General features: G+C 40.9%; 19 protein-coding genes. 8 read left to right on the top strand and 11 right to left on the bottom strand.

Annotation, left to right across the window (positions count from 1 at the left end; all coding sequences use genetic code 11):
• Positions 1-67 precede the first annotated feature (67 nt).
• The 6 genes from rho (at position 68) to AWW68_RS02000 (ending at position 6805) form a co-directional block, all read left to right on the top strand.
• Positions 68-1681 (top strand): transcription termination factor Rho, encoded by a 1614-nt coding sequence (rho, locus tag AWW68_RS02025; protein WP_068216057.1) that lies wholly within the window; start codon positions 68-70, stop codon positions 1679-1681.
• Positions 1682-1815: 134 nt separating this feature from the next.
• Positions 1816-2427 carry a response regulator transcription factor gene (locus AWW68_RS20245; protein ID WP_068216055.1) on the top strand — a complete coding sequence of 204 codons (612 nt, stop codon included), beginning with the start codon at positions 1816-1818 and terminating at the stop codon, positions 2425-2427.
• Position 2428: 1 nt separating this feature from the next.
• Positions 2429-4471, top strand: a complete 2043-nt coding sequence (locus tag AWW68_RS02015) for a sensor histidine kinase (RefSeq protein ID WP_068216053.1) — start codon at positions 2429-2431, stop codon at positions 4469-4471.
• 90 nt (positions 4472-4561) lie between these two features.
• Positions 4562-4945 (top strand): response regulator, encoded by a 384-nt coding sequence (locus AWW68_RS02010; RefSeq protein ID WP_068216050.1) that lies wholly within the window; start codon positions 4562-4564, stop codon positions 4943-4945.
• A 60-nt stretch (positions 4946-5005) separates the two neighbouring features.
• Positions 5006-5395 (top strand): response regulator, encoded by a 390-nt coding sequence (locus AWW68_RS02005; RefSeq protein ID WP_068216048.1) that lies wholly within the window; start codon positions 5006-5008, stop codon positions 5393-5395.
• Positions 5396-5668: 273 nt separating this feature from the next.
• Positions 5669-6805, top strand: a complete 1137-nt coding sequence (locus AWW68_RS02000) for a formimidoylglutamase (protein WP_068216046.1) — start codon at positions 5669-5671, stop codon at positions 6803-6805.
• Positions 6806-7345: 540 nt separating this feature from the next.
• Here AWW68_RS02000 and AWW68_RS19750 read toward each other — a convergent pair.
• The 10 genes from AWW68_RS19750 to AWW68_RS01955 all read right to left on the bottom strand — a co-directional run bounded on the left by AWW68_RS19750 (position 7346) and on the right by AWW68_RS01955 (position 15771).
• Positions 7346-7600, bottom strand: coding sequence for a LytR/AlgR family response regulator transcription factor (locus tag AWW68_RS19750; RefSeq protein ID WP_084375539.1), 255 nt, complete (start codon positions 7598-7600; stop codon positions 7346-7348).
• The gene (locus AWW68_RS01995) at positions 7601-8074 is read right to left on the bottom strand and encodes a response regulator (RefSeq protein WP_068216043.1); all 474 of its coding nucleotides are present in this window, start codon (positions 8072-8074) and stop codon (positions 7601-7603) included. It abuts the gene before it with no gap.
• 355 nt (positions 8075-8429) lie between these two features.
• Positions 8430-8933: a DinB family protein gene (locus AWW68_RS01990; protein ID WP_068216041.1), complete on the bottom strand. Its 504-nt coding sequence runs from the start codon at positions 8931-8933 to the stop codon at positions 8430-8432.
• 282 nt (positions 8934-9215) lie between these two features.
• A complete protein-coding gene (locus AWW68_RS01985; protein ID WP_068216039.1) occupies positions 9216-9614 on the bottom strand; it encodes a hypothetical protein in 399 nt (132 codons plus the stop codon).
• A 57-nt stretch (positions 9615-9671) separates the two neighbouring features.
• A complete protein-coding gene (locus tag AWW68_RS01980) occupies positions 9672-11003 on the bottom strand; it encodes a DUF58 domain-containing protein (RefSeq protein WP_068216037.1) in 1332 nt (443 codons plus the stop codon).
• Complete coding sequence (locus tag AWW68_RS01975; protein ID WP_068216035.1) at positions 11003-11992, bottom strand: AAA family ATPase; 990 nt, start codon at positions 11990-11992, stop codon at positions 11003-11005. The genes AWW68_RS01980 and AWW68_RS01975 overlap by 1 nt, the downstream gene beginning before the upstream one ends.
• Entirely contained in the window at positions 11973-13145 is a 1173-nt protein-coding gene (locus AWW68_RS01970) for a DUF4350 domain-containing protein (RefSeq protein ID WP_068216033.1), read from the bottom strand. Before AWW68_RS01970 ends, AWW68_RS01975 begins: the two co-directional genes overlap by 20 nt.
• Positions 13142-13909, bottom strand: a complete 768-nt coding sequence (locus AWW68_RS01965; RefSeq protein ID WP_157717490.1) for a DUF4129 domain-containing protein — start codon at positions 13907-13909, stop codon at positions 13142-13144. The genes AWW68_RS01970 and AWW68_RS01965 overlap by 4 nt, the downstream gene beginning before the upstream one ends.
• On the bottom strand, positions 13860-14831 hold the full coding sequence (locus AWW68_RS01960; protein ID WP_068216028.1) for a hypothetical protein: 972 nt from the start codon (positions 14829-14831) through the stop codon (positions 13860-13862). The genes AWW68_RS01965 and AWW68_RS01960 overlap by 50 nt, the downstream gene beginning before the upstream one ends.
• Positions 14803-15771: a stage II sporulation protein M gene (locus tag AWW68_RS01955; RefSeq protein WP_068216026.1), complete on the bottom strand. Its 969-nt coding sequence runs from the start codon at positions 15769-15771 to the stop codon at positions 14803-14805. The genes AWW68_RS01960 and AWW68_RS01955 overlap by 29 nt, the downstream gene beginning before the upstream one ends.
• A 147-nt stretch (positions 15772-15918) precedes the next feature.
• Here AWW68_RS01955 and AWW68_RS01950 point away from each other — a divergent pair, with 147 nt between their 5' ends.
• Together AWW68_RS01950 and AWW68_RS01945 are read left to right on the top strand one after the other, a co-directional pair.
• Positions 15919-16629, top strand: coding sequence for an RDD family protein (locus AWW68_RS01950; RefSeq protein ID WP_068216024.1), 711 nt, complete (start codon positions 15919-15921; stop codon positions 16627-16629).
• Between the two features lie 2 nt (positions 16630-16631).
• Entirely contained in the window at positions 16632-16865 is a 234-nt protein-coding gene (locus AWW68_RS01945; RefSeq protein WP_068216022.1) for a cytochrome b5 domain-containing protein, read from the top strand.
• Positions 16866-16926: 61 nt separating this feature from the next.
• On the opposite strand, the gene AWW68_RS01940 is transcribed toward AWW68_RS01945, so the two are convergent.
• Complete coding sequence (locus tag AWW68_RS01940) at positions 16927-17742, bottom strand: peptidase (RefSeq protein ID WP_221405962.1); 816 nt, start codon at positions 17740-17742, stop codon at positions 16927-16929.
• Positions 17743-17751: the final 9 nt, after the last annotated feature.

Here is a 17751-nt window from a genome sequence, read left to right as displayed (position 1 = left end):
CAATTCATTTAACTGAAATCATTTTTAAAATCGTCCTCCCAGAGGAGATTTTCCCAATAAATTTATTATGTATAACATCGAAGAACTGAAGCTCAGACTTCTTTCAGAATTGAAGGAAATTGCTGAGAATCTTGGTGTAAAAAACTTCAAAAAGCTGAACAAGCAAGATCTCATCTACGCTATCCTCGATCAGCAAGCCATTACACCAGACGAGAAACTACCTAAGAAAGCCGATTCAGAAAAAACTGAAGAAAAAGCTCCTGAAGCCAAGAAAGAAGCTCCTCAAGCAAGAGAGTCGAAAGAAAAGAAAAGAGCTCCAAGAGAGAATAAGTCTGCCAGAAGACCTCGAAGAGAGAATGTTACTGACTCTGCAGAAAGTACAGACGCTTCTTCAAACGAAAACACACCACAAGAAAAACCTGAAAAGTCTAAAGCCCCGAATAAAGAGGCTAAGAAAGAAGACAATAACAATCAGGAAAGCGGTGACAAGCCGGAGAAGCCTGAGAATAATAGAAAAGATAACAGAAGAAATAAAAAGCAGGAGTACAACCAAAACATCAAAGATTTTGATGGCCTAATTGAAAATGAAGGCGTTTTGGAGATGATGCAAGATGGCTACGGCTTCCTTCGCTCATCTGACTATAACTACTTAGCTAGCCCTGACGATATTTATGTTTCTCCATCTCAGATCAAACTTTTTGGTTTAAAGACTGGAGATACTGTAAAAGGTCAGATCAGACCTCCGAAAGAGGGAGAGAAATATTTTGCTCTATTAAGAGTTGAATCGGTAAACGGAAAGACTACCGAAGAAATTAGAGATAGAGTGGCATTCGAATATTTAACGCCACTTTTCCCTGAAGAAAAATTGAAGCTTAGCACAAGACCATCTCAGATGTCTACCAGAATTTTGGACATGTTTGCTCCAATTGGTAAAGGACAAAGAGGTATGATTGTGGCTCAGCCAAAGACTGGTAAAACGGTTCTTTTGAAAGAAATTGCAAATGCAATTGCTGAAAACCACCCTGAGTGTTACCTGATCATTCTTTTGATTGATGAGCGTCCAGAAGAAGTTACCGACATGGCTAGAAGTGTGAAGGCCGAGGTGATTTCATCGACCTTCGATGAGCAAGCTGAGCGTCACGTAAAGGTTTCTAACATTGTGTTAGAAAAAGCCAAGAGAATGGTAGAGTGTGGTCACGATGTGGTGATTCTTCTAGACTCGATCACTCGTTTAGCCAGAGCTTACAATACTGTAGTGCCATCTTCTGGAAAAATTCTTTCTGGTGGTGTAGATGCCAACGCTCTTCACAAACCAAAGCGTTTCTTTGGTGCTGCCCGTAATGTAGAAAATGGCGGATCACTTTCAATCATTGCTACTGCTCTTATAGAAACTGGTTCTAAGATGGACGAAGTAATCTTTGAAGAATTCAAAGGTACGGGTAACATGGAGCTTCAGTTAGACAGAAAGCTTTCGAACAAGCGTGTTTACCCTGCTATCGATGTACCTGCGTCTGGAACAAGAAGAGAAGATTTGCTAATGAGCAAAGAAGAACTTCAGAGAGTGTGGATTCTACGCAAGTTTATGGCAGATATGAACTCTGTAGAGGCTATGGAATTCTTGCTAGACAGAATGAAAGGAACCAGAGACAACAACGAGTTCTTGGTTTCTATGAACGGTTAATACTGACTAACTATATACAAGAGGCCTCTTCAGCAATGAAGAGGCTTTTTTATTTTTTGCCGTTGGCTGCAAAAAGCCTTCGTTATGAGTATATTCATTTTTAAGATTGCTGACTAAATACTAGGCTCCTACTAATGAAAACCAAGGTTCTTGTTGTTGAAAATGAGATTCTGATCGCAGACGATCTTTGCGCTACCTTGGAGGAGCTCAATTACCACGTATTAGAGCCAGCTCTGGATTATTATTCGGCCATTGAGGTACTACAGACCGAGTCAGTAGACATAGTAATACTAGATATTCAGCTAGGTGGGAAAAAGACTGGGATGGACGTAGCTGAGTATATTAGAAAACATCTAAATGTGCCTTTTATTTATCTCTCTTCTCATTCAGACCAAAAAACACTTGAGTTGGTCAAAGATACCATGCCCTATGGTTATTTGGTAAAGCCCTTCAATGCTCCAGATGTACAGACAACATTGGCAATTGCCTTGAGCAACCATTCTCGGTATACCAATAAGCGAGCTAGCTATGAAAAGGAAGAGAAGGTAGACCTTACACCGATGGAAAAAGTTGTGCTTAGGCTGGTGGCCGATAATAAAACTACCAAAGAAATAGCTGAGTGGCTCTCAATTAGTCTGAGTACGGTTAAAAACCATCGACACAATATTTGTGTAAAATTAGATCTGCCTCAAGGTACACACTCTCTATTGAAATGGGCTATTGAAAATAAACACACCTTTTATTAGAATGAAAACACATCGCGCCATTGGCTTTTTTCTCTTTTGTCTTTTACGTTTTGCTTACGTATCTGTGGCTAACGGCCAAGATAGATTAGCTGAGAAAATGGACAGTCTGCAGAGCATAGTAGACCAAACCAAAGCGCAAGATTCTTTAAAGCTGCTCTATGCCGAACAATTAAGTATTGCTCAACAACAAGGCGATTTGAAGAAGGAAGCACTATTGGAGCTTAAGCTTGGAGCAAGTTCAGATTATACCGGGGTAGAAATGGAGCGGCATTATGCCAAGGCCTTGGCTATTTACACTCAGACCAATGATACGCTGGGAATGACAAGGGCAAACTATGAAATTGCCAATGCCAAGCAGCTTCAGAACGATTACGACAGCACTCGAATTTACGCAGAACGATCCGTTGCTTTGGCCGAGCAACAGGCCGATACAGTTGGCATCATCAAAGGCCGATTGTTGCTCTCTTCCATGTATTCGCATTTGGCGCTCTATACACAGTCTCTGCAAGAGCTGAATAAAGGAAGGATGTTGGCCGAAAGAATGGAAGATAATCAGGCTATGGTTCAAGACATTCTGAACAAGGAATCTTTTGCACTTTACTCTTTGGAAGAATACGATAAAAGTGCAGAGAAAATAAGTCAGATAATAGAAATGCTCAAGCCATCGGGCAATGCAAGGCGTCTCAATGTTTGGTCTAATAATCTTGCTAGCGTATACTCTTTGTGTCAGGGCTGCGTCTCGTTCGAAAGAAGGAAATCTATACTAAGAGAAGCCATTGCTTATGCAGAAGAGGCCAACTTTGCTTATGGCAAGGCATACTCATACAAACACATGGCCGATACCTATCGCGATGAGGGCATCTTGGATAGCACGCGTTACTACTTAGATCAAATAGAAAGGCTTTTACCCGAGATTGATAAAAAGGATTTTACGGGTTTGGTGAGTTCTTCTCAAGCAGCATACTGGAGTAAGGCTGGCAATAATAAGAAGGCCATTATTTATTTTGAAAAAGCCTTTAATATTTGGAAGGAGATTGGAAGCAAGAGTGATCAGATGTACGTGGCATCACACCTTCAAAAACACTATAGGGCCGAGCAAGACTTTAGAAATGCTTATAAATACTTAAATGAGTATGTGAACTTAAAGGATAGTTTGTTTAGTCAGGAAAATGTAGAGAAAGTAAAGGAGTTACAATTAAGCTACGAGTTTCAGAAGCAACAGATTGCGGATAGTCTGAAAAACGAAGAACGACTGAACCTTTTAAAAGTAAGTTATGAGTACGAAGCTTCGATAGAAAAGCGTTCGAGAATCATTCTGATTATCTCTATGTTGGCTGTCGCCATTATTGCGGTATTGATTTTTACCAACTACAAAAAACAGAAAAGGCTGGCTGGCTTACTTCAGATAAGAACTAATGAAGTAACAGATGAGCTAAAACAAAAAGAGTTACTGCTTACGGAGATACATCACAGGGTAAAAAACAACTTTCAAATTCTATCTAGCTTACTAGAACTACAGGCCAAAGGAACCACCGACCCTAACACTAAGAGCCTCATTAGCGAGGGTAAAAGCAGGGTAAAGTCTATGGCGCTTATTCATAATCAGCTTTATAATACAGACAGTCTTAAAGTTTCGGTACTAAGCTATTTGCAGAATTTATTTGCAGAGATTCAGAGATCGTTCGAGAATATTTCTTCTGACGCCAAATTTGCTATCGATTCAGATATTGAGATAGATGTAGACACCATGGTGCCTTTGGGGCTTATTGCTAATGAGCTGATAACGAATAGCTTCAAGTATGCTTCTGCCAATGGGCTGCAGCTAACAATCTCTTTGTCTCGAATGGAAGATTCTTTGCTTCTAACCGTCAAAGACAATGGGCCGGGCATACCCGATGGTTTCGATATACAAAGAGCAAAAAGTACTGGGTTGTGGCTGGTGAGCAGGCTGGCACTTCAAATACATGGAAGGTATGAGTATGCTTATGATGCTGGTGCTGTCTTCAAAATTTATTTCAATCAGAGTCAATATATCAACTCATAATAGATTCAGCTGAAATTAGTCCTTAAGGTCTATTTACTGGAAGAGTTTTCACGGGTTACTTTGTTTTTTATCGTGTACTAAACATTTCCTTTGGATAGAAAAACCGTACTCATTGTTGAAAACGAGATAATTGTTGCCGATGATATTTCGAGGCTAGTTAACGATTTGGGGCACGATTGTGTGGTTCCCGTTTTTAGTTATGCTCAGGCCGTTGAGTGTTGTGAGAGACAGCGTTTAGACCTTGTTATTTTAGATATTAAGCTCAATGGAGTAGAGTCGGGAGTAGATTTTGCCACATGGCTCAGAAAAAACAACTGTTCCATACCTATTATTTATCTGTCAGTTTCTGACGATGTTGCCACAAAAAGAACCTGCGAACTTACTGAGGCTCATGCCTATCTAGAAAAGCCATTTGTAGAAAATGAGCTTAAAGAGCTTATCAGCTCGGCATTGCAAATACAAAATGAACCTTAAGGTCTATTTACCACCAAGTATAGCAGGCTTAATTTCACCAAGAAGTTATTTGAATAATCCATGCTGAAAAAGATTCTGATAGTTGAAGATCATATTGGGGTGGCAGAGAACCTTGCTGATCTGATAGATTTTATGGGGTATGAACCATGCGCCATAGCAAGTAACTATGATGATGCCATAGAAAAATTCCTTCACCATGAACCCGACCTTACTATTCTAGATATCAATTTGAAAGGAAGTTTTAATGGGGTAGAGGTAGCGGAGTTTATTAGAAAGGGTTCGTCCAAACCTTTTATTTTCTACTCTGCTTGCCAAGAGGAAGGCCTACTGAAAAAGGCACAAGCTACTGAGCCTTTTGCCATTATCACAAAATTGCAAGGTTTAGATTATTTGGAGGCAACCATAAGTGGTGCAATTGGAGCAGGTTCTCCAACTACAGAGCTTGTCTGAAGGCATTGAAGTAAGAAACAGTTGATGGACTATTTGGTTGAGGTCCTATTTTAATATAGTCCGGAGAAAGGCTACCGTACGGGTGGCCTTTTTCATTTAATGCAGACCTGAGATGCTTGGTTCTGGTTAAACTATGCCTCACTGGAAATGGATCGGCCACTAGTCTTGTACAATGAAATTCATTCCTTAAAACTATTGAGAGGAAAGTAAACTTTGAGCTTATGGTAGTTCAATGAAATCCATTATCCTTATTTTTGAGTTTCAATTTTGCCTATGAACTTAAAACTCTTCTTCAAAGCCGCTGAACAAATCGAAGGCCTTCCGCAGTCTGCTATTGGCAATAGCATTAAGCAGCTGAACGATGAAAGCCTCGATATTTCAAAAACCGATTTGGCATTAGTAGGGGTTACCGACAACAGAGGTACGTCTGTAAATGTTGGTGTTCAGGGAGCGGCAGATGCTTTCCGAAAGAAATTTTATCGCTTAAAAAAGGGGAGTTTAACCTACAGAATTGCCGACTTGGGTAATATTCAGAATGGTGCCGATTATCAAGATACCATGGATAGGCTCAAGGAGGTGTGTGAGCACCTTATGGCTACAAAGGTTACCCCGATAATTATTGGAGGCACGCATGACATAGCCTTGCCTCAATATTTGGCTTATGAATCAAAGAAAGATCTAATATCTGTCTTGAATGTAGATGCCAAATTGGATGTAGAAGATGAAGGCGATGAAAACGAAACATTTCTTTCTAAGCTAATTACACACCGGCCAAACTTTATGTTTAGCTATAATCACCTAGGGCACCAGAGTTATTTAGTGGAGGCAGGTGCACTATCGGCACTAGATAAGCTCTATTTTGAAGCTTTAAGGCTCGGTGAATTAAGAGAGAATTTTCATAATGCAGAGCCAGTAGTGCGTATGGCCAATATGTTGAGTTTTGATATTTCTGCTATTAGAAACGCGGACGCAACTGCTAATGCAAATGCTCAGCCCTTCGGCCTTTCAGGAGAGGAGGCTTGCCAACTTATGTGGTATGCTGGTATGAATGAAAAAATGAGTTCAGTTAGCATCTGTGAGTATAATCCAGACATGGACGATCAGCACTTTTCTACGGCTTCTGTAGTGGCAACAATGGTGTGGTACTTCATTGAGGGTTATTACAATAGAAAAGACACTGGCCAATTTAACTCAGATCAGTATACTAAATACACAGTTAGCTTTGAAGGTACCGATGATACCATGACTTTTTATAAGAGCAGACTTTCCGAAAAGTGGTGGATGCTAGTGAACTATGGAGATAAGATGATGGATAGGGCTTATATACCTTGTTCATATGAAGATTATACCACAGCCACACATGGAGATTTCCCTGAAAGGTGGATAAAAGCACAAGGGAAGCTTATTTAGGCTTGTCTATTACTTTAGTAGATATCTTTTGCCGCTTTCTTTAAGGATCAGCGTTTAGTTGTAAGTGATTGATGTGAAAGTGATTTATTGAGTTAGACTGCCTGTAAAATAAAGCGGCCCCTCCACCATCTATGGAGAGGCCTGGTTTAGATTACTAGTAATCCAAACACCTCAACTAATAACACACTACCAAAGATCAAAGTGAGTTATAAGCCTTCTTTATTATTCAGACTAACCTACTTTGAGCTAAACAGCTTCTCCGACAAAGCTGTTGCTCGCACATTCTATTATGAAGATGCAAAACCCTTAAAGTCCGCGTTTTGAAATGTAAGCGAATGGCTAAAATTTGTAAGCGAATGTCAGTTTGCTGTCGTTTAACTGCAAACAACTTATATTAATAATTGAGGGTGGAATATTTAAAAATGGTCAGTTCTTATGTGCTGATTGTTAAAAAATGGCATTTAAAGTCCATTAAAGAGTGTACCTGCTTTATTGACTGCTGAGTTAAACGAAATAATGTAGCGAAAAGTAGTACTAGCGCTAACAGCGCCTCATCTGACTGTAGAGTTCTTCTTTATAAGTTCTTCCAATAGGAACTTCACAACCATTAATTATTACTAGCTGCTCTTTTTCATGAATACTATCAATACGCTCTCTGTTTACCACGTAAGCTCTGTGAGTCTGTATAAAGTAGTCGGAATTAAGCTCCTTTACCATGCCCTTAACCGTATGTCTAGAGATAAGTTGATGTGTTTTGGTAACTACTTTACAGTAATTGTCTCCTGCGGCCTCTATCTAGAGAATGTCCTTTAAGAGTACTTTCTGAAGTTTGTTTCCAGACTTAATATATACCGACCTTCCGTTGAGTGGTGCTCTGCTGCTTTGGGGGGCGGCTTGCGTTTTCTTAGCTAAAGCAAGTGCTACAGCAGCTTTCAGATTATCTAGTTGAATAGGTTTAATTAAGTATGAAGCTGGAAATGATGCTGCTGCTTGTTCAATTACTTCTGGGTCGGTAAATGAAGTGGTGAAAATTACCGGAGGTCCTTTTTTCTCATAAAGGCACTTCGCTAAACCGATACCATTAATCTTTCCAGGAATGGAAATATCCATGAGAACAACATCAGGAGCTGCCTTTTCAATGGCGTCTAGTGCTTCATTAGCATTATCGCATTCTCCAACCACTTCATATCCAGCATTTTGGACTGAAATCCTTGTGATTTTAGCATGAATTTTCTCATCCTCTACGACAAATACTTTTACATCAGGCATAATCTAAATATATCAAAAAAGTTGTTTGAGCCACTATGATTCTATTTCACATGGCTGTTTTATGCTATTTACAGCAGAAAATGAAAAGGCCCTGATCACCGTGTGTGTTAGGGCCTTCTGCTGGGTCATTAAAATAAATGGTTTCTTAATGCTTTATATAATATAAATAGCTATAAATTTTCTTCACTTATAATTAGTACTCTTTATAGAGATTATACCCTATTCTCTCTGAAAATCTTTTTCCAGATTTAGCGGCTAGGCGGTTAAAACATGTTTTAAAACCTTTCATGTTGATGCTCAGTCTTTTAGCAAAATCAGAGCGATAATGGGTGTGCTTTCTGACCTGTCCTTCCAGTTATCTCTCCCAAAAGAAAGGTGGCTGAATGCCTAGCGATCTAAGGTAAACATAGCCTTGAGCCCTATGGTGAATCTCATTGTCAACAAAATAGAGCAGTGAAGCATAATTAGGGTATTCGTATTGTCCGAATGCAGATTCGACCTTTTGAAATCTTTCTGAGCTAATTTTTGGCCAAACGCTATCTATAGTAACTGTGACTTTATCCCATAATTCGAGTAAACCCTCTTTAGTTTTGGGCATTGTCTTCGTGTGATCGAATTCCTCAATCTTTTCCCATTTTCCAGTAGCTAAGCCTTCAACACCTGGTGCAGCAATGTCTATCAGTTCCATGGCTAGCTCCGCAAACGGGCGCATTCCACCAATAGAGTGATTGAAAAGTTTATCTTCAGGAAAGGCTTCAATTACTCGTCTGGTCAAGTTTCTATGCCCTTGCCAATGAGCAAGCATAGCATCGGTTGAAATGAAAAGTTGGTCAGTTGTGGTTGCAGTTTGTGTTTCCATTGTCTTGAATTAAAAAGTTTCAAATGATTTATAATTCAAAGAAAATGGCCACTAGTGACAGCCCTATGTCAGTAGGTTTTGAAAGAGAGGAAATTAGATTTATCACTACCGCCCCTAACCCCTCCTGAGAGGAGGGAAATTGGAATTTATGCGGCTCATGATTTTTTTGAATATCAAATCTCCCCCTCCCAGGGGGAGTCAGAGAGAGGGCTTTCGATATAGATTTTCTCTAACCTGTGTTGGCTTTCGGCCCTCGGTCGTGTTGTCACCAACGAGTATCAATTAATGCCTGAAAGGATACTTTTTCAAGGAAACCAAACCCGAAGGGTTTTTCTCATATCTGGCAACTACATCATCATTGAACGACTCGGAGAAGTAAGGTTTGGTTCCACTCACTTTAGTTGGAAAAGGACTTCCTTCTAGGAAGAAAAAGACCTCTGTAGTTCCTAGTTTATTATGAGGCTGAAAATTGCCATAAGCTTCTAATTCTGACCAAACCGTGTCATTGACAGTGACAATGTAGACTCGTTTTACCGGCCCAGTGTTGTTCTCGTTTCTGTAGAAGGTAACCTGCTCAAATTGGGTTTCAAGATCATTCACCCCTTTCTGATTGAAGGCGTTCCAAAGCATAACGCCAAGGATAAGCACTGTAATTGCCAATATAATTTGCTTGGGTTTCATGAGGCTTGTTGTTTTAGGAGATTCCCGTTTTCACGGGAATGACGTTCTAAATGAATTCTAAACCAACCCCCTTGACTTTAGTTCCAAATACTTGTTGATCGTATTTACCGTCAGGTCTTGCGGAGGGGTAAGCACCGAATAAATGCCATGCTTTCTGAGCTCCTTTACTATGAGTCGCTTCTCGTGATCGTATTTCTCAGCAATAGTTTTGTAATAGATGTCTTTCACAGACTTTGGTCTGCTTTCCAGTAGGTCTTTCAACTCCGTATTTTCGAAGAACACGACTACTAATACATGGTTCTTTGCCAGATTAGAGAAATAAGGCAATTGCCTTTCCAAAGCAGCCATCGACTCAAAATTGGTAAAGAGAATCAACAAGCTTCTTTGCGTGAGCTTCCTCTTTACGGTAACAAATAACCTTGAGTAGTCCGCTTCTTTGTACAGTGTCTTTTGGTTGTAAAGCGACTCCTGAATCAGCTGCATCTGCTTGTTTCGCTTGCTAGCAGGAAGCACCGTACTCACTTTGTGCTGAAAGGTAATCATCCCGGCACGATCGCCTTTTTTGATGATGATATTGGAAAGTGCCAGTGTAGCGTTGATAGCGTAATCGAGCAAACTGAGCCCTTCAAAAGGCATTTGCATCACCCTACTCTTATCTATCAGACAGTAAACCTGCTGAGACCTTTCATCCTGATAGTTGTTCACCATCAGCTGGTCTCTTCTGGCAGTAGCCTTCCAGTTGATAGTTCTAAAATCATCTCCCGGAACGTATTCCTTAATCTGCTCAAACTCCTGATTATGGCCCAGTCTTCTAATCTTCTTCACTCCCTGAAGCGTCAGCTGATTAGAGATAGCTAACAGTTCATACTTCCTCATTTGAATGTAAGAAGGGTAGACAGGAACCATGGTAGATTCACCAAACTGAAACCTTCTGGAGATTAATCCAAGTGGTGATTTTACAAAGACATTGGTTTTACCGAAGTGATATTCGCCTCGCTTTACTGGTCTGAGTTCGTAGTTAATGGCTTTCGAACCGGCCGCTGGAATTTCAATATCAAAGCTTGCCTTCCGCATTTGGAATTGATCAGGCACCTCATCAATTACCATTAGCTTCGCCTTAAACTGATACATATTCTGAATGAATATGCGCATAGGATTCTGATCACCGTTAGAGAATTTCTCTGGAGCAAACCTGCTGGCGGTTACTCCTTTCTTCACCCTAAAGAGGAGAAGAATATCAATAATCGCCAAGCTTAATAGTAAGTAGAGCAAGGCGCGGGCAAAACTTTCCAAGCCTCCAATAGCATAGCCCAACAGGGCACTGGCTACAATTATACCAATGGCCGCAAAAAGCCTATTGCTGAGATATATTGCCCGAATTACTTTCACTAACGTGGCACTTCTACTTTATCAATGATCTCTTTGATTATTTCATCAGAAGAAATGCCTTCCATTTCGCTTTCTGGCGTAAGAATTACCCTGTGTCGCATTACAGGAACAGCGATAAACTTCACATCTTCAGGAGTTACAAAGTCTCTCCCATTCATGGCGGCAAATGCTTTAGAAGCCGCCAAAATAGACACTGAAGCCCTTGGTGATGCCCCAAGAATTAGCGAAACGTGTTTTCTGGTAGCGGCTACAATCTCTGCGATGTACTTCAACACTTCTTGCTCTACATGCACTTCGCCAACTACTTTCTTGAACTCCGCAATATCACTTGGAGAAAGAACAGGTTGAACAGTCTCTAAATCTACCGCCACTTTTTGCTCATGGTGGTTTATCAGAATGTCCATTTCCTGATCTATTGAAGGATAACCAACCGTGAGCTTAAAGAGGAATCTATCGAGTTGAGCCTCTGGTAATCGGTAAGTTCCTTCTTGCTCAATCGGGTTTTGAGTGGCCACCACAAAGTAGGGTTCAGTCATTTTTCGAGTCTCGCCATCAACTGTAACCTGACGCTCTTCCATCACCTCAAAAAGGGCTGCTTGCGTTTTGGCTGGAGCACGATTTATCTCATCGATGAGGATGATGTTCGAGAAGATTGGCCCAGGTTTGAATTCAAATTCGGTCTTCTTTTGGTTGAAGATTGAAGTACCTAAAACATCTGATGGCATCAGGTCTGGTGTAAACTGAATTCTGGAAAAGTCGGCTTTAATTACTTTGGCTAAAAGTTTAGCCGTGAGCGTTTTGGCCACACCTGGCACACCTTCTAACAGCACATGCCCGTTGGAAAGTATGCTCACCAAAAGCATGTCTACCATCTCTTGTTGGCCGACCAACACTTTGCCTATCTCTGCTCGCATAGCGTCTAGCTTGCCTTGAAGCACAGAAAGGTCTAATCTTGATTCGAACTCTGGTTTATCTTCCATCTGTTCCATAAATATTCTCGAGTTGAGTGTTTAACATTTTCAATTCCTGAACACTGACTTCCGACTGATTTTTGATCTTCTCCATCATGTCGAATAACTTCTTCAGCTGCACCACATCTTTGCCCGATTTAGCACTCAGCTTCTCGAAGAAATCTTTGTCGAATTTTTGAAAGTTCAGGTAGTATTTAGTGCGAATGAACTCCAGAAAATACTGAATCTTCTTTTCTGCAATGTCTTTGTGATTTCCGCTCTTTAGGTAAAGTTTGCCAATGGTCTTTACGAATTCAAGGCTTGTGTTCTTGAGCGGTTCTATTATCGGTATGATTCGCTGTTTTCTCTTGGCTTCAAACACCATAAAAAGGAGTAGCGAAATGATGGTTACACCGTAGGCAAATTTTAGGGCTGGGGTGGTAAGAATTACCCTCAAAGGTGTTTGTGCTTCTATTCTTCCTAATTGATAATATTCGCTCCAAATAGTGGTTCTTTGAGGTAATTCGCTCAATAAAGTTGAGGCATATTGAGCATTGTCTTCAAAAAAGAGGTAGTTATTGGTGAAAGCTAAAGGTGTACTATTGAACACTATTTTGCCGCTACCGAAAGGCACGCTAATAGCCACGGGGTCATCATTTTCATTAACAGCCAAAACCGTATGATCTACACTGTCTAATTCAGAATAGTAGGTGGCCACAGCATCGCGCTTGAAGCGGTAGATATCTCTGTTAATTCTAGCTTCAACTGTATCTTGATTGGCATTGATGACATAATACAGCTCGTCCAGATCGGTGCCGATTTTGAGTGTGTCGAGCAAAGGCCCTCCCATTTTTTCGGCAGAAATAAAGGCTGTCATACCTTGGTTCACCGCATTAAGTAGTATGTACGTATCCTCTTGATCCATCAATAGCTGATCGGCAAAGATGATCAGGTTTTTATCTGCTAAAACCGAGTCTTTAATTTCATAAAGCGTGCGGTTTAGCGACTGTACTTCGCTGCCTCCCATAAACTCTGGCAGCAGGTCTTTCAGTACATAGCCACCATAAGGGTTCTTATCTAAATGAGAATAAGTTCGTGCATAGCTGGTTGGTTCTTTCTGGAAATATTGAATGAGGAACAATACTAGAAAGACAAAGATGATGATGGCGTAATACTTTTTATCTCCTCTCATGCTGCTGCCACCTCCTTTCTACTAGCTATATCAGCAAGAGTTTTGGCTTTGGTGTGCGCTTTCTCATAGATACTTTTTTCTACTTCGAAATCTCCATACCAAGCGTAGTCAAAGTAGTAGCACAAATCTTTGAATGGCTGCTTTAGCTTTTCATCGTTCAGCTGATAAAGGTATTCGTAATTGGTTCGCCCTTGTTCCCAATCAATAATCTGGGCTTCGCTTAAGGCCTTGAGGGTTTTAAGGTATTCTACACGAATAGCTAATCGATAATCTTTGTTGGCTAATGCATCATTCAGCAGCTGATCAAAGTCTAGCTCATGAATATTTTCCTCCATGTATTCGAAGCTCGTTTTTCCCTTATCGGCCGAACCATAAAACACATCTTTTATGTCTATGCTGAATATTTTAATGATGGCCACAAGCAATAGAATAAAAAGCGCTACATAGAGCAAAATTCTACCAATTGGGGTGCCTGTTGCTGCTTGGAAGATTGAGCCAATGAACTTTTGAATGAAATTCATAATCCGCTGAAGAAGCGATGGCGTTTCTTCTTGTCTCTCAACATAGTCGAAATCTCCGCTGTCTTTCAACTCATCAATTCTCGACTTATCGAATTCTCGATTCTCCTGTACAGGCTCTTGCATGCCGATAGAAGAGGCAAAAGTAGGCTGAAAAGATGAACCAATAATCAGCAATAATATGGTAATGAGCTTTTTAATGGTACTCTTCCTCGTCTTCTTCGTTGCTCTCTTCTTCTGCTCCAAAAGCATCAATCTTCTTCATCAATGCCGTGGCATCTTTCTCCTCCGACATGCTAAAGTACTGAACCGTCATACCTACCAGTGGAATACTGTAGGTAAGAAACGAGCCGATGAGCAAAATAGCTCCAAACAGATAATTTAGTAATGACATATAGGCTGGAGTCTCTTCCATCAAATCCATTTCTGCAGTGGAGAAAAAGCTGAAAATCATGCTGCCATAGAATGGTAGGGCGAATATTACAATGACTGCATTGTAAATGAGCAGGAATAAAAGCAACAAACCGATGGAAGACCACCAATTGCCCTTGAGCAGGCGGAAAGCCTGACTGAGTCCGCTCCCAATCCCTTTGCCTTCAAATATTTGTGCAGGTATGGCGGTGAACATAATCACCATATAGAAACCCATAAACAGGTAAATAACAGGGATAATGAGTACCGAAAGCACGGCTGCAAATAGGGCCAGTGGGAAGATCAAAATCATATAGGCCACAAAGAATACTATGCCGTAGAGTAGGGTAGTTCCAAATATGGTCCAATAGATTTTCTTCACCCTATCCCATACTTCAGAAGTGGTGTAATCTGCACTTTGGTATTGTTCGTAGCACCTTACGCAGGCATAAATTGTAGAGACAATCATGGTTCCTGCAAAGGCCATTAAGAACATAAAGCCTATGGCTGAAAAGCCAATCGACATCAATTCTGATACACTAGGCTCGGCACCAGCATTACTGTTAATACCAGCATTGAACGATGAACTCAGAATATTGGAAACTAGGAAAGTTCCTAGCAACACAAATGGGCTAGAGAAAAAGAATAAGCTTTTAAATAGCGGTTTCGCATTTATGCGAATGAACTCAAAGGTGCCTTCTAGTTTCTGGCCGAAGGTCCTGGTTTTTCTAAGCTCGAATATTCTTGCGGTTGGCATTGGCTAGTTTAATTGGGTAAACAACGTAGTAGTAAATAATAAAGAAGGCCGAACCAAAAATGATGGTTCCGCTCAAAATCCAAGGCATGCTGGTGTAGCGAGTGAAAAAGCCTTCTATAAAACCTGCTAGAATAAAGACAGGCATTAGACCCATCACTATTTTGAGGCCTTTAATAGCTCCCTTTTTAAACGAAGCCATTCGGGAATAAGTACCGGGAAATAGGATACTATTGCCCATCACAAAGCCTGCTGCTCCTGCAATGACAATGGCAGAAAGTTCTAAGGTTCCATGAAGCATCACTACTTTAAATGACTCATTCAGAAAACCCTGCTGTGCTAAAAAGGTAAAGAAGCACCCCACCATTACACCGTTTTGCAAAAGCATGAAGCCCGTGCCCAGTGAGAGCAAAAGGCCAGCAGCAAAAGCAAAAAATGAAACGCGAACATTATTAAAAGTGATGGCAAAAAAGGAATCCATTTGGCTGCCTCGGCCATAAACGGCTAAAGCATCTCCCTCTTTTATGTTTTCTAAAGTCATGTTTACATAGCCATCGCCAAGAATAGTACGCACAAAACTGTCATCTGCTTTTTGCGAGACTATACCGATTAGAATGGATACCGCGAAAACAACGAAAGCATAAAGCAATTTTTTTCTGGCTTCGAACATAATCATCGGTACCTCATATTTCCAGAACTCAACAAAGCGCTTGCGGTCTTCCGCCTTGTTCTTGTAAATCTTGCCATGAATTTTGGAGGCTAAGTCATTGAGGTAGATGTAGGTTCTACTTTCTGGGTATTGAGTTCTGGCAAAAGCCAAATCGTCAGTGACCTGAATAAATAGATCAGATAGCTTGTCTGGGTCTGAGCTGTCTGACCTTAGCAGATTCTCAAACTCTTCCCATTTCTTAACATTCCGCTTAACAAAAGCAGATTCTCGCATCTATCTATCTTTTTGTAGTGCAGCCAATATACAAAGCCATTCGAAAAAGATTGAGCTTTTAGATCAGTTCTATATCTGCGGTAAGCAAAATTTCTTGTTATAATTACACTTCCTTAAAAATGGCTCTCAGGCTTCAGAAATAGATTTATGCAAATCAGTATTCAAACCACACAGAATGTCACCATCGAACACGATAAAGCAGGAGTTGGCAACCGTGTGCTGGCTTTTATGATAGACCTAGCCATTCTTATTCTGGCGGGTATGGCAATTGGCTATACCATGGACCAAATAGGATGGTCGGATAAGCAGTGGATTAACATTCTCTTCTACTTTCCAGTGTTCTTTTACGATCTGTACATGGAGATTCTAAACAACGGTCAGTCGGTGGGTAAAATGATCATGAACCTGCGCGTAGTCAGATTAGATGGAACCGCACCAACCATAGGTGGTTTTATTTTACGGTGGATTCTCAAGCCTATTGATGTTATGCTGAGTGGCTCTATTGCCATTATCTCCATTGCTCTTACCCAAAATGGCCAACGATTGGGCGATTTGGCTGCAGGCACTACAGTGGTGAAGCTGAGAAAGACGGAAAAAGTGAATAGGCTTCAATTGGTTGAAAAAATGGAAGAAGATTATGAACCTCAGTTTCCTGAAGTAAAAGCCCTTACCGACAAAGAGGTAAACCTAATTAAAGACTGCCTCCGCATGCAGGCCGACCATACCAACTCCAAACCAGTATTGATGATGTCGGAAAAGGTGAAGCAAAAATTGGATATTGAATCAGACATGAGGCCTACACAATTTCTCTATACCATTTTGAGAGATCATACCTATTACACTACCAGAGAACAATAGCGGTGAAAACATATACCAAATCACAATTGGCCTTAAGAAACGGGCAAGACCGAGATGAGGTCTGGGTGGCCTATCAAGGTAAAATCTACGATGTAACTAAATCCAGGCTCTGGAAAACCGGCAAGCATTACGAGCACTGGGCAGGCCAAGATTTAACTGACGAACTCCCTGACGCACCTCACACCGAGAAGGTATTTGAGAAGTTTGAGGTAATTGGGGGACTGGAGAATCAGTGATCAGTCGATCAGAAATCAGTCAATCAGTTTGACTGATTCCTGTTTTCTGATATCCTGAGTACTATTTACCCCCATTTGCAGCTAGGTCAGCTAGACAATTGGCGTCTAATTCTGGTGGGCTACTCATGCCGAAGAGGTCACTGATTCCGCCAGCGCTCTCTACCGCATAGTACATTAGGCAGTTTTCATTGTCGCAATGCGCTCCATTGGCCTCATCTTGATGATCGGTCTGCATATCTGATCCCAAATTGACTAGCCCGAGAATGTGTCCGAATTCATGAGCCATAACCGTAGAAGTTAACATTTGGGTCGACACTTGCCCTGGACCTCCAGAGAGTTCCTCAATTCTGTTCTGGAACAGCACCATCGAAGTATTTCGGTGGGCAATGCCCAAAACGTTTTCATTCTCACTATAGTTACCATCGGCAAAATAGAAGTAAACGGCTAGGGTAGAGCCATTAGTGAATTGAGTTCTCGAGTTGTCTTCTATTCCACGTAAATCGGAAAGGCTGTAGTTGCCTTGGTCTGGTGCTGTTACTTCAGTTGTAGTAATAGTAATGCCTCCAGGCTTGTTCAGCCTTTGGTTCAAGAAATTTCTCAAGTAGTTTACACTTCCTTGTGGAGGCTCAAAGCCAGCAGCATACTGAATTTCTACCCTCAGAGAATTATAGCTTGAAGAAGAAAGTAAATCATTGGCTGAACTACCTACCGCTCCACGGTTCAAATTGTTATTGCTATTGCTTCCGGGCTCAGGGTCGTCACCGCTACACGTAGTAATCAAAAGAGCTACTATAGAGAAAAGTGCTAGCTGTTGAAGTTTTCTTGAAAAAGTCATGTTCATATAACTCATGGCGGTTTGCAATGTTGCAAAAGACATTTTGAATAC

The organism is Roseivirga spongicola (assembly GCF_001592965.1).
Classification (GTDB): domain Bacteria; phylum Bacteroidota; class Bacteroidia; order Cytophagales; family Cyclobacteriaceae; genus Roseivirga; species Roseivirga spongicola.
Note: the sequence above shows the minus strand (reverse complement) of the source record. Positions and strands in the feature narration are given on the sequence as shown.

Excerpts from the sequence above, each read along its gene's own strand:
- AWW68_RS02005 (WP_068216048.1), top strand. The coding sequence starts at position 5,006 with ATGCTGAAAAAGATTCTGATAGTTGAAGATCATATTGGGGTGGCAGAG.
- AWW68_RS02015 (WP_068216053.1), top strand. The coding sequence starts at position 2,429 with ATGAAAACACATCGCGCCATTGGCTTTTTTCTCTTTTGTCTTTTACGT.
- rho (WP_068216057.1), top strand. The coding sequence starts at position 68 with ATGTATAACATCGAAGAACTGAAGCTCAGACTTCTTTCAGAATTGAAG.
- AWW68_RS01970 (WP_068216033.1), bottom strand. The coding sequence starts at position 13,145 with ATGAGAGGAGATAAAAAGTATTACGCCATCATCATCTTTGTCTTTCTA.
- AWW68_RS01985 (WP_068216039.1), bottom strand. The coding sequence starts at position 9,614 with ATGAAACCCAAGCAAATTATATTGGCAATTACAGTGCTTATCCTTGGC.
- AWW68_RS01955 (WP_068216026.1), bottom strand. The coding sequence starts at position 15,771 with ATGCGAGAATCTGCTTTTGTTAAGCGGAATGTTAAGAAATGGGAAGAG.
- AWW68_RS01990 (WP_068216041.1), bottom strand. The coding sequence starts at position 8,933 with ATGGAAACACAAACTGCAACCACAACTGACCAACTTTTCATTTCAACC.
- AWW68_RS01940 (WP_221405962.1), bottom strand. The coding sequence starts at position 17,742 with ATGTCTTTTGCAACATTGCAAACCGCCATGAGTTATATGAACATGACT.
- AWW68_RS02000 (WP_068216046.1), top strand. The coding sequence starts at position 5,669 with ATGAACTTAAAACTCTTCTTCAAAGCCGCTGAACAAATCGAAGGCCTT.
- AWW68_RS20245 (WP_068216055.1), top strand. The coding sequence starts at position 1,816 with ATGAAAACCAAGGTTCTTGTTGTTGAAAATGAGATTCTGATCGCAGAC.
- AWW68_RS01950 (WP_068216024.1), top strand. The coding sequence starts at position 15,919 with ATGCAAATCAGTATTCAAACCACACAGAATGTCACCATCGAACACGAT.
- AWW68_RS01995 (WP_068216043.1), bottom strand. The coding sequence starts at position 8,074 with ATGCCTGATGTAAAAGTATTTGTCGTAGAGGATGAGAAAATTCATGCT.
- AWW68_RS01960 (WP_068216028.1), bottom strand. The coding sequence starts at position 14,831 with ATGCCAACCGCAAGAATATTCGAGCTTAGAAAAACCAGGACCTTCGGC.
- AWW68_RS01975 (WP_068216035.1), bottom strand. The coding sequence starts at position 11,992 with ATGGAACAGATGGAAGATAAACCAGAGTTCGAATCAAGATTAGACCTT.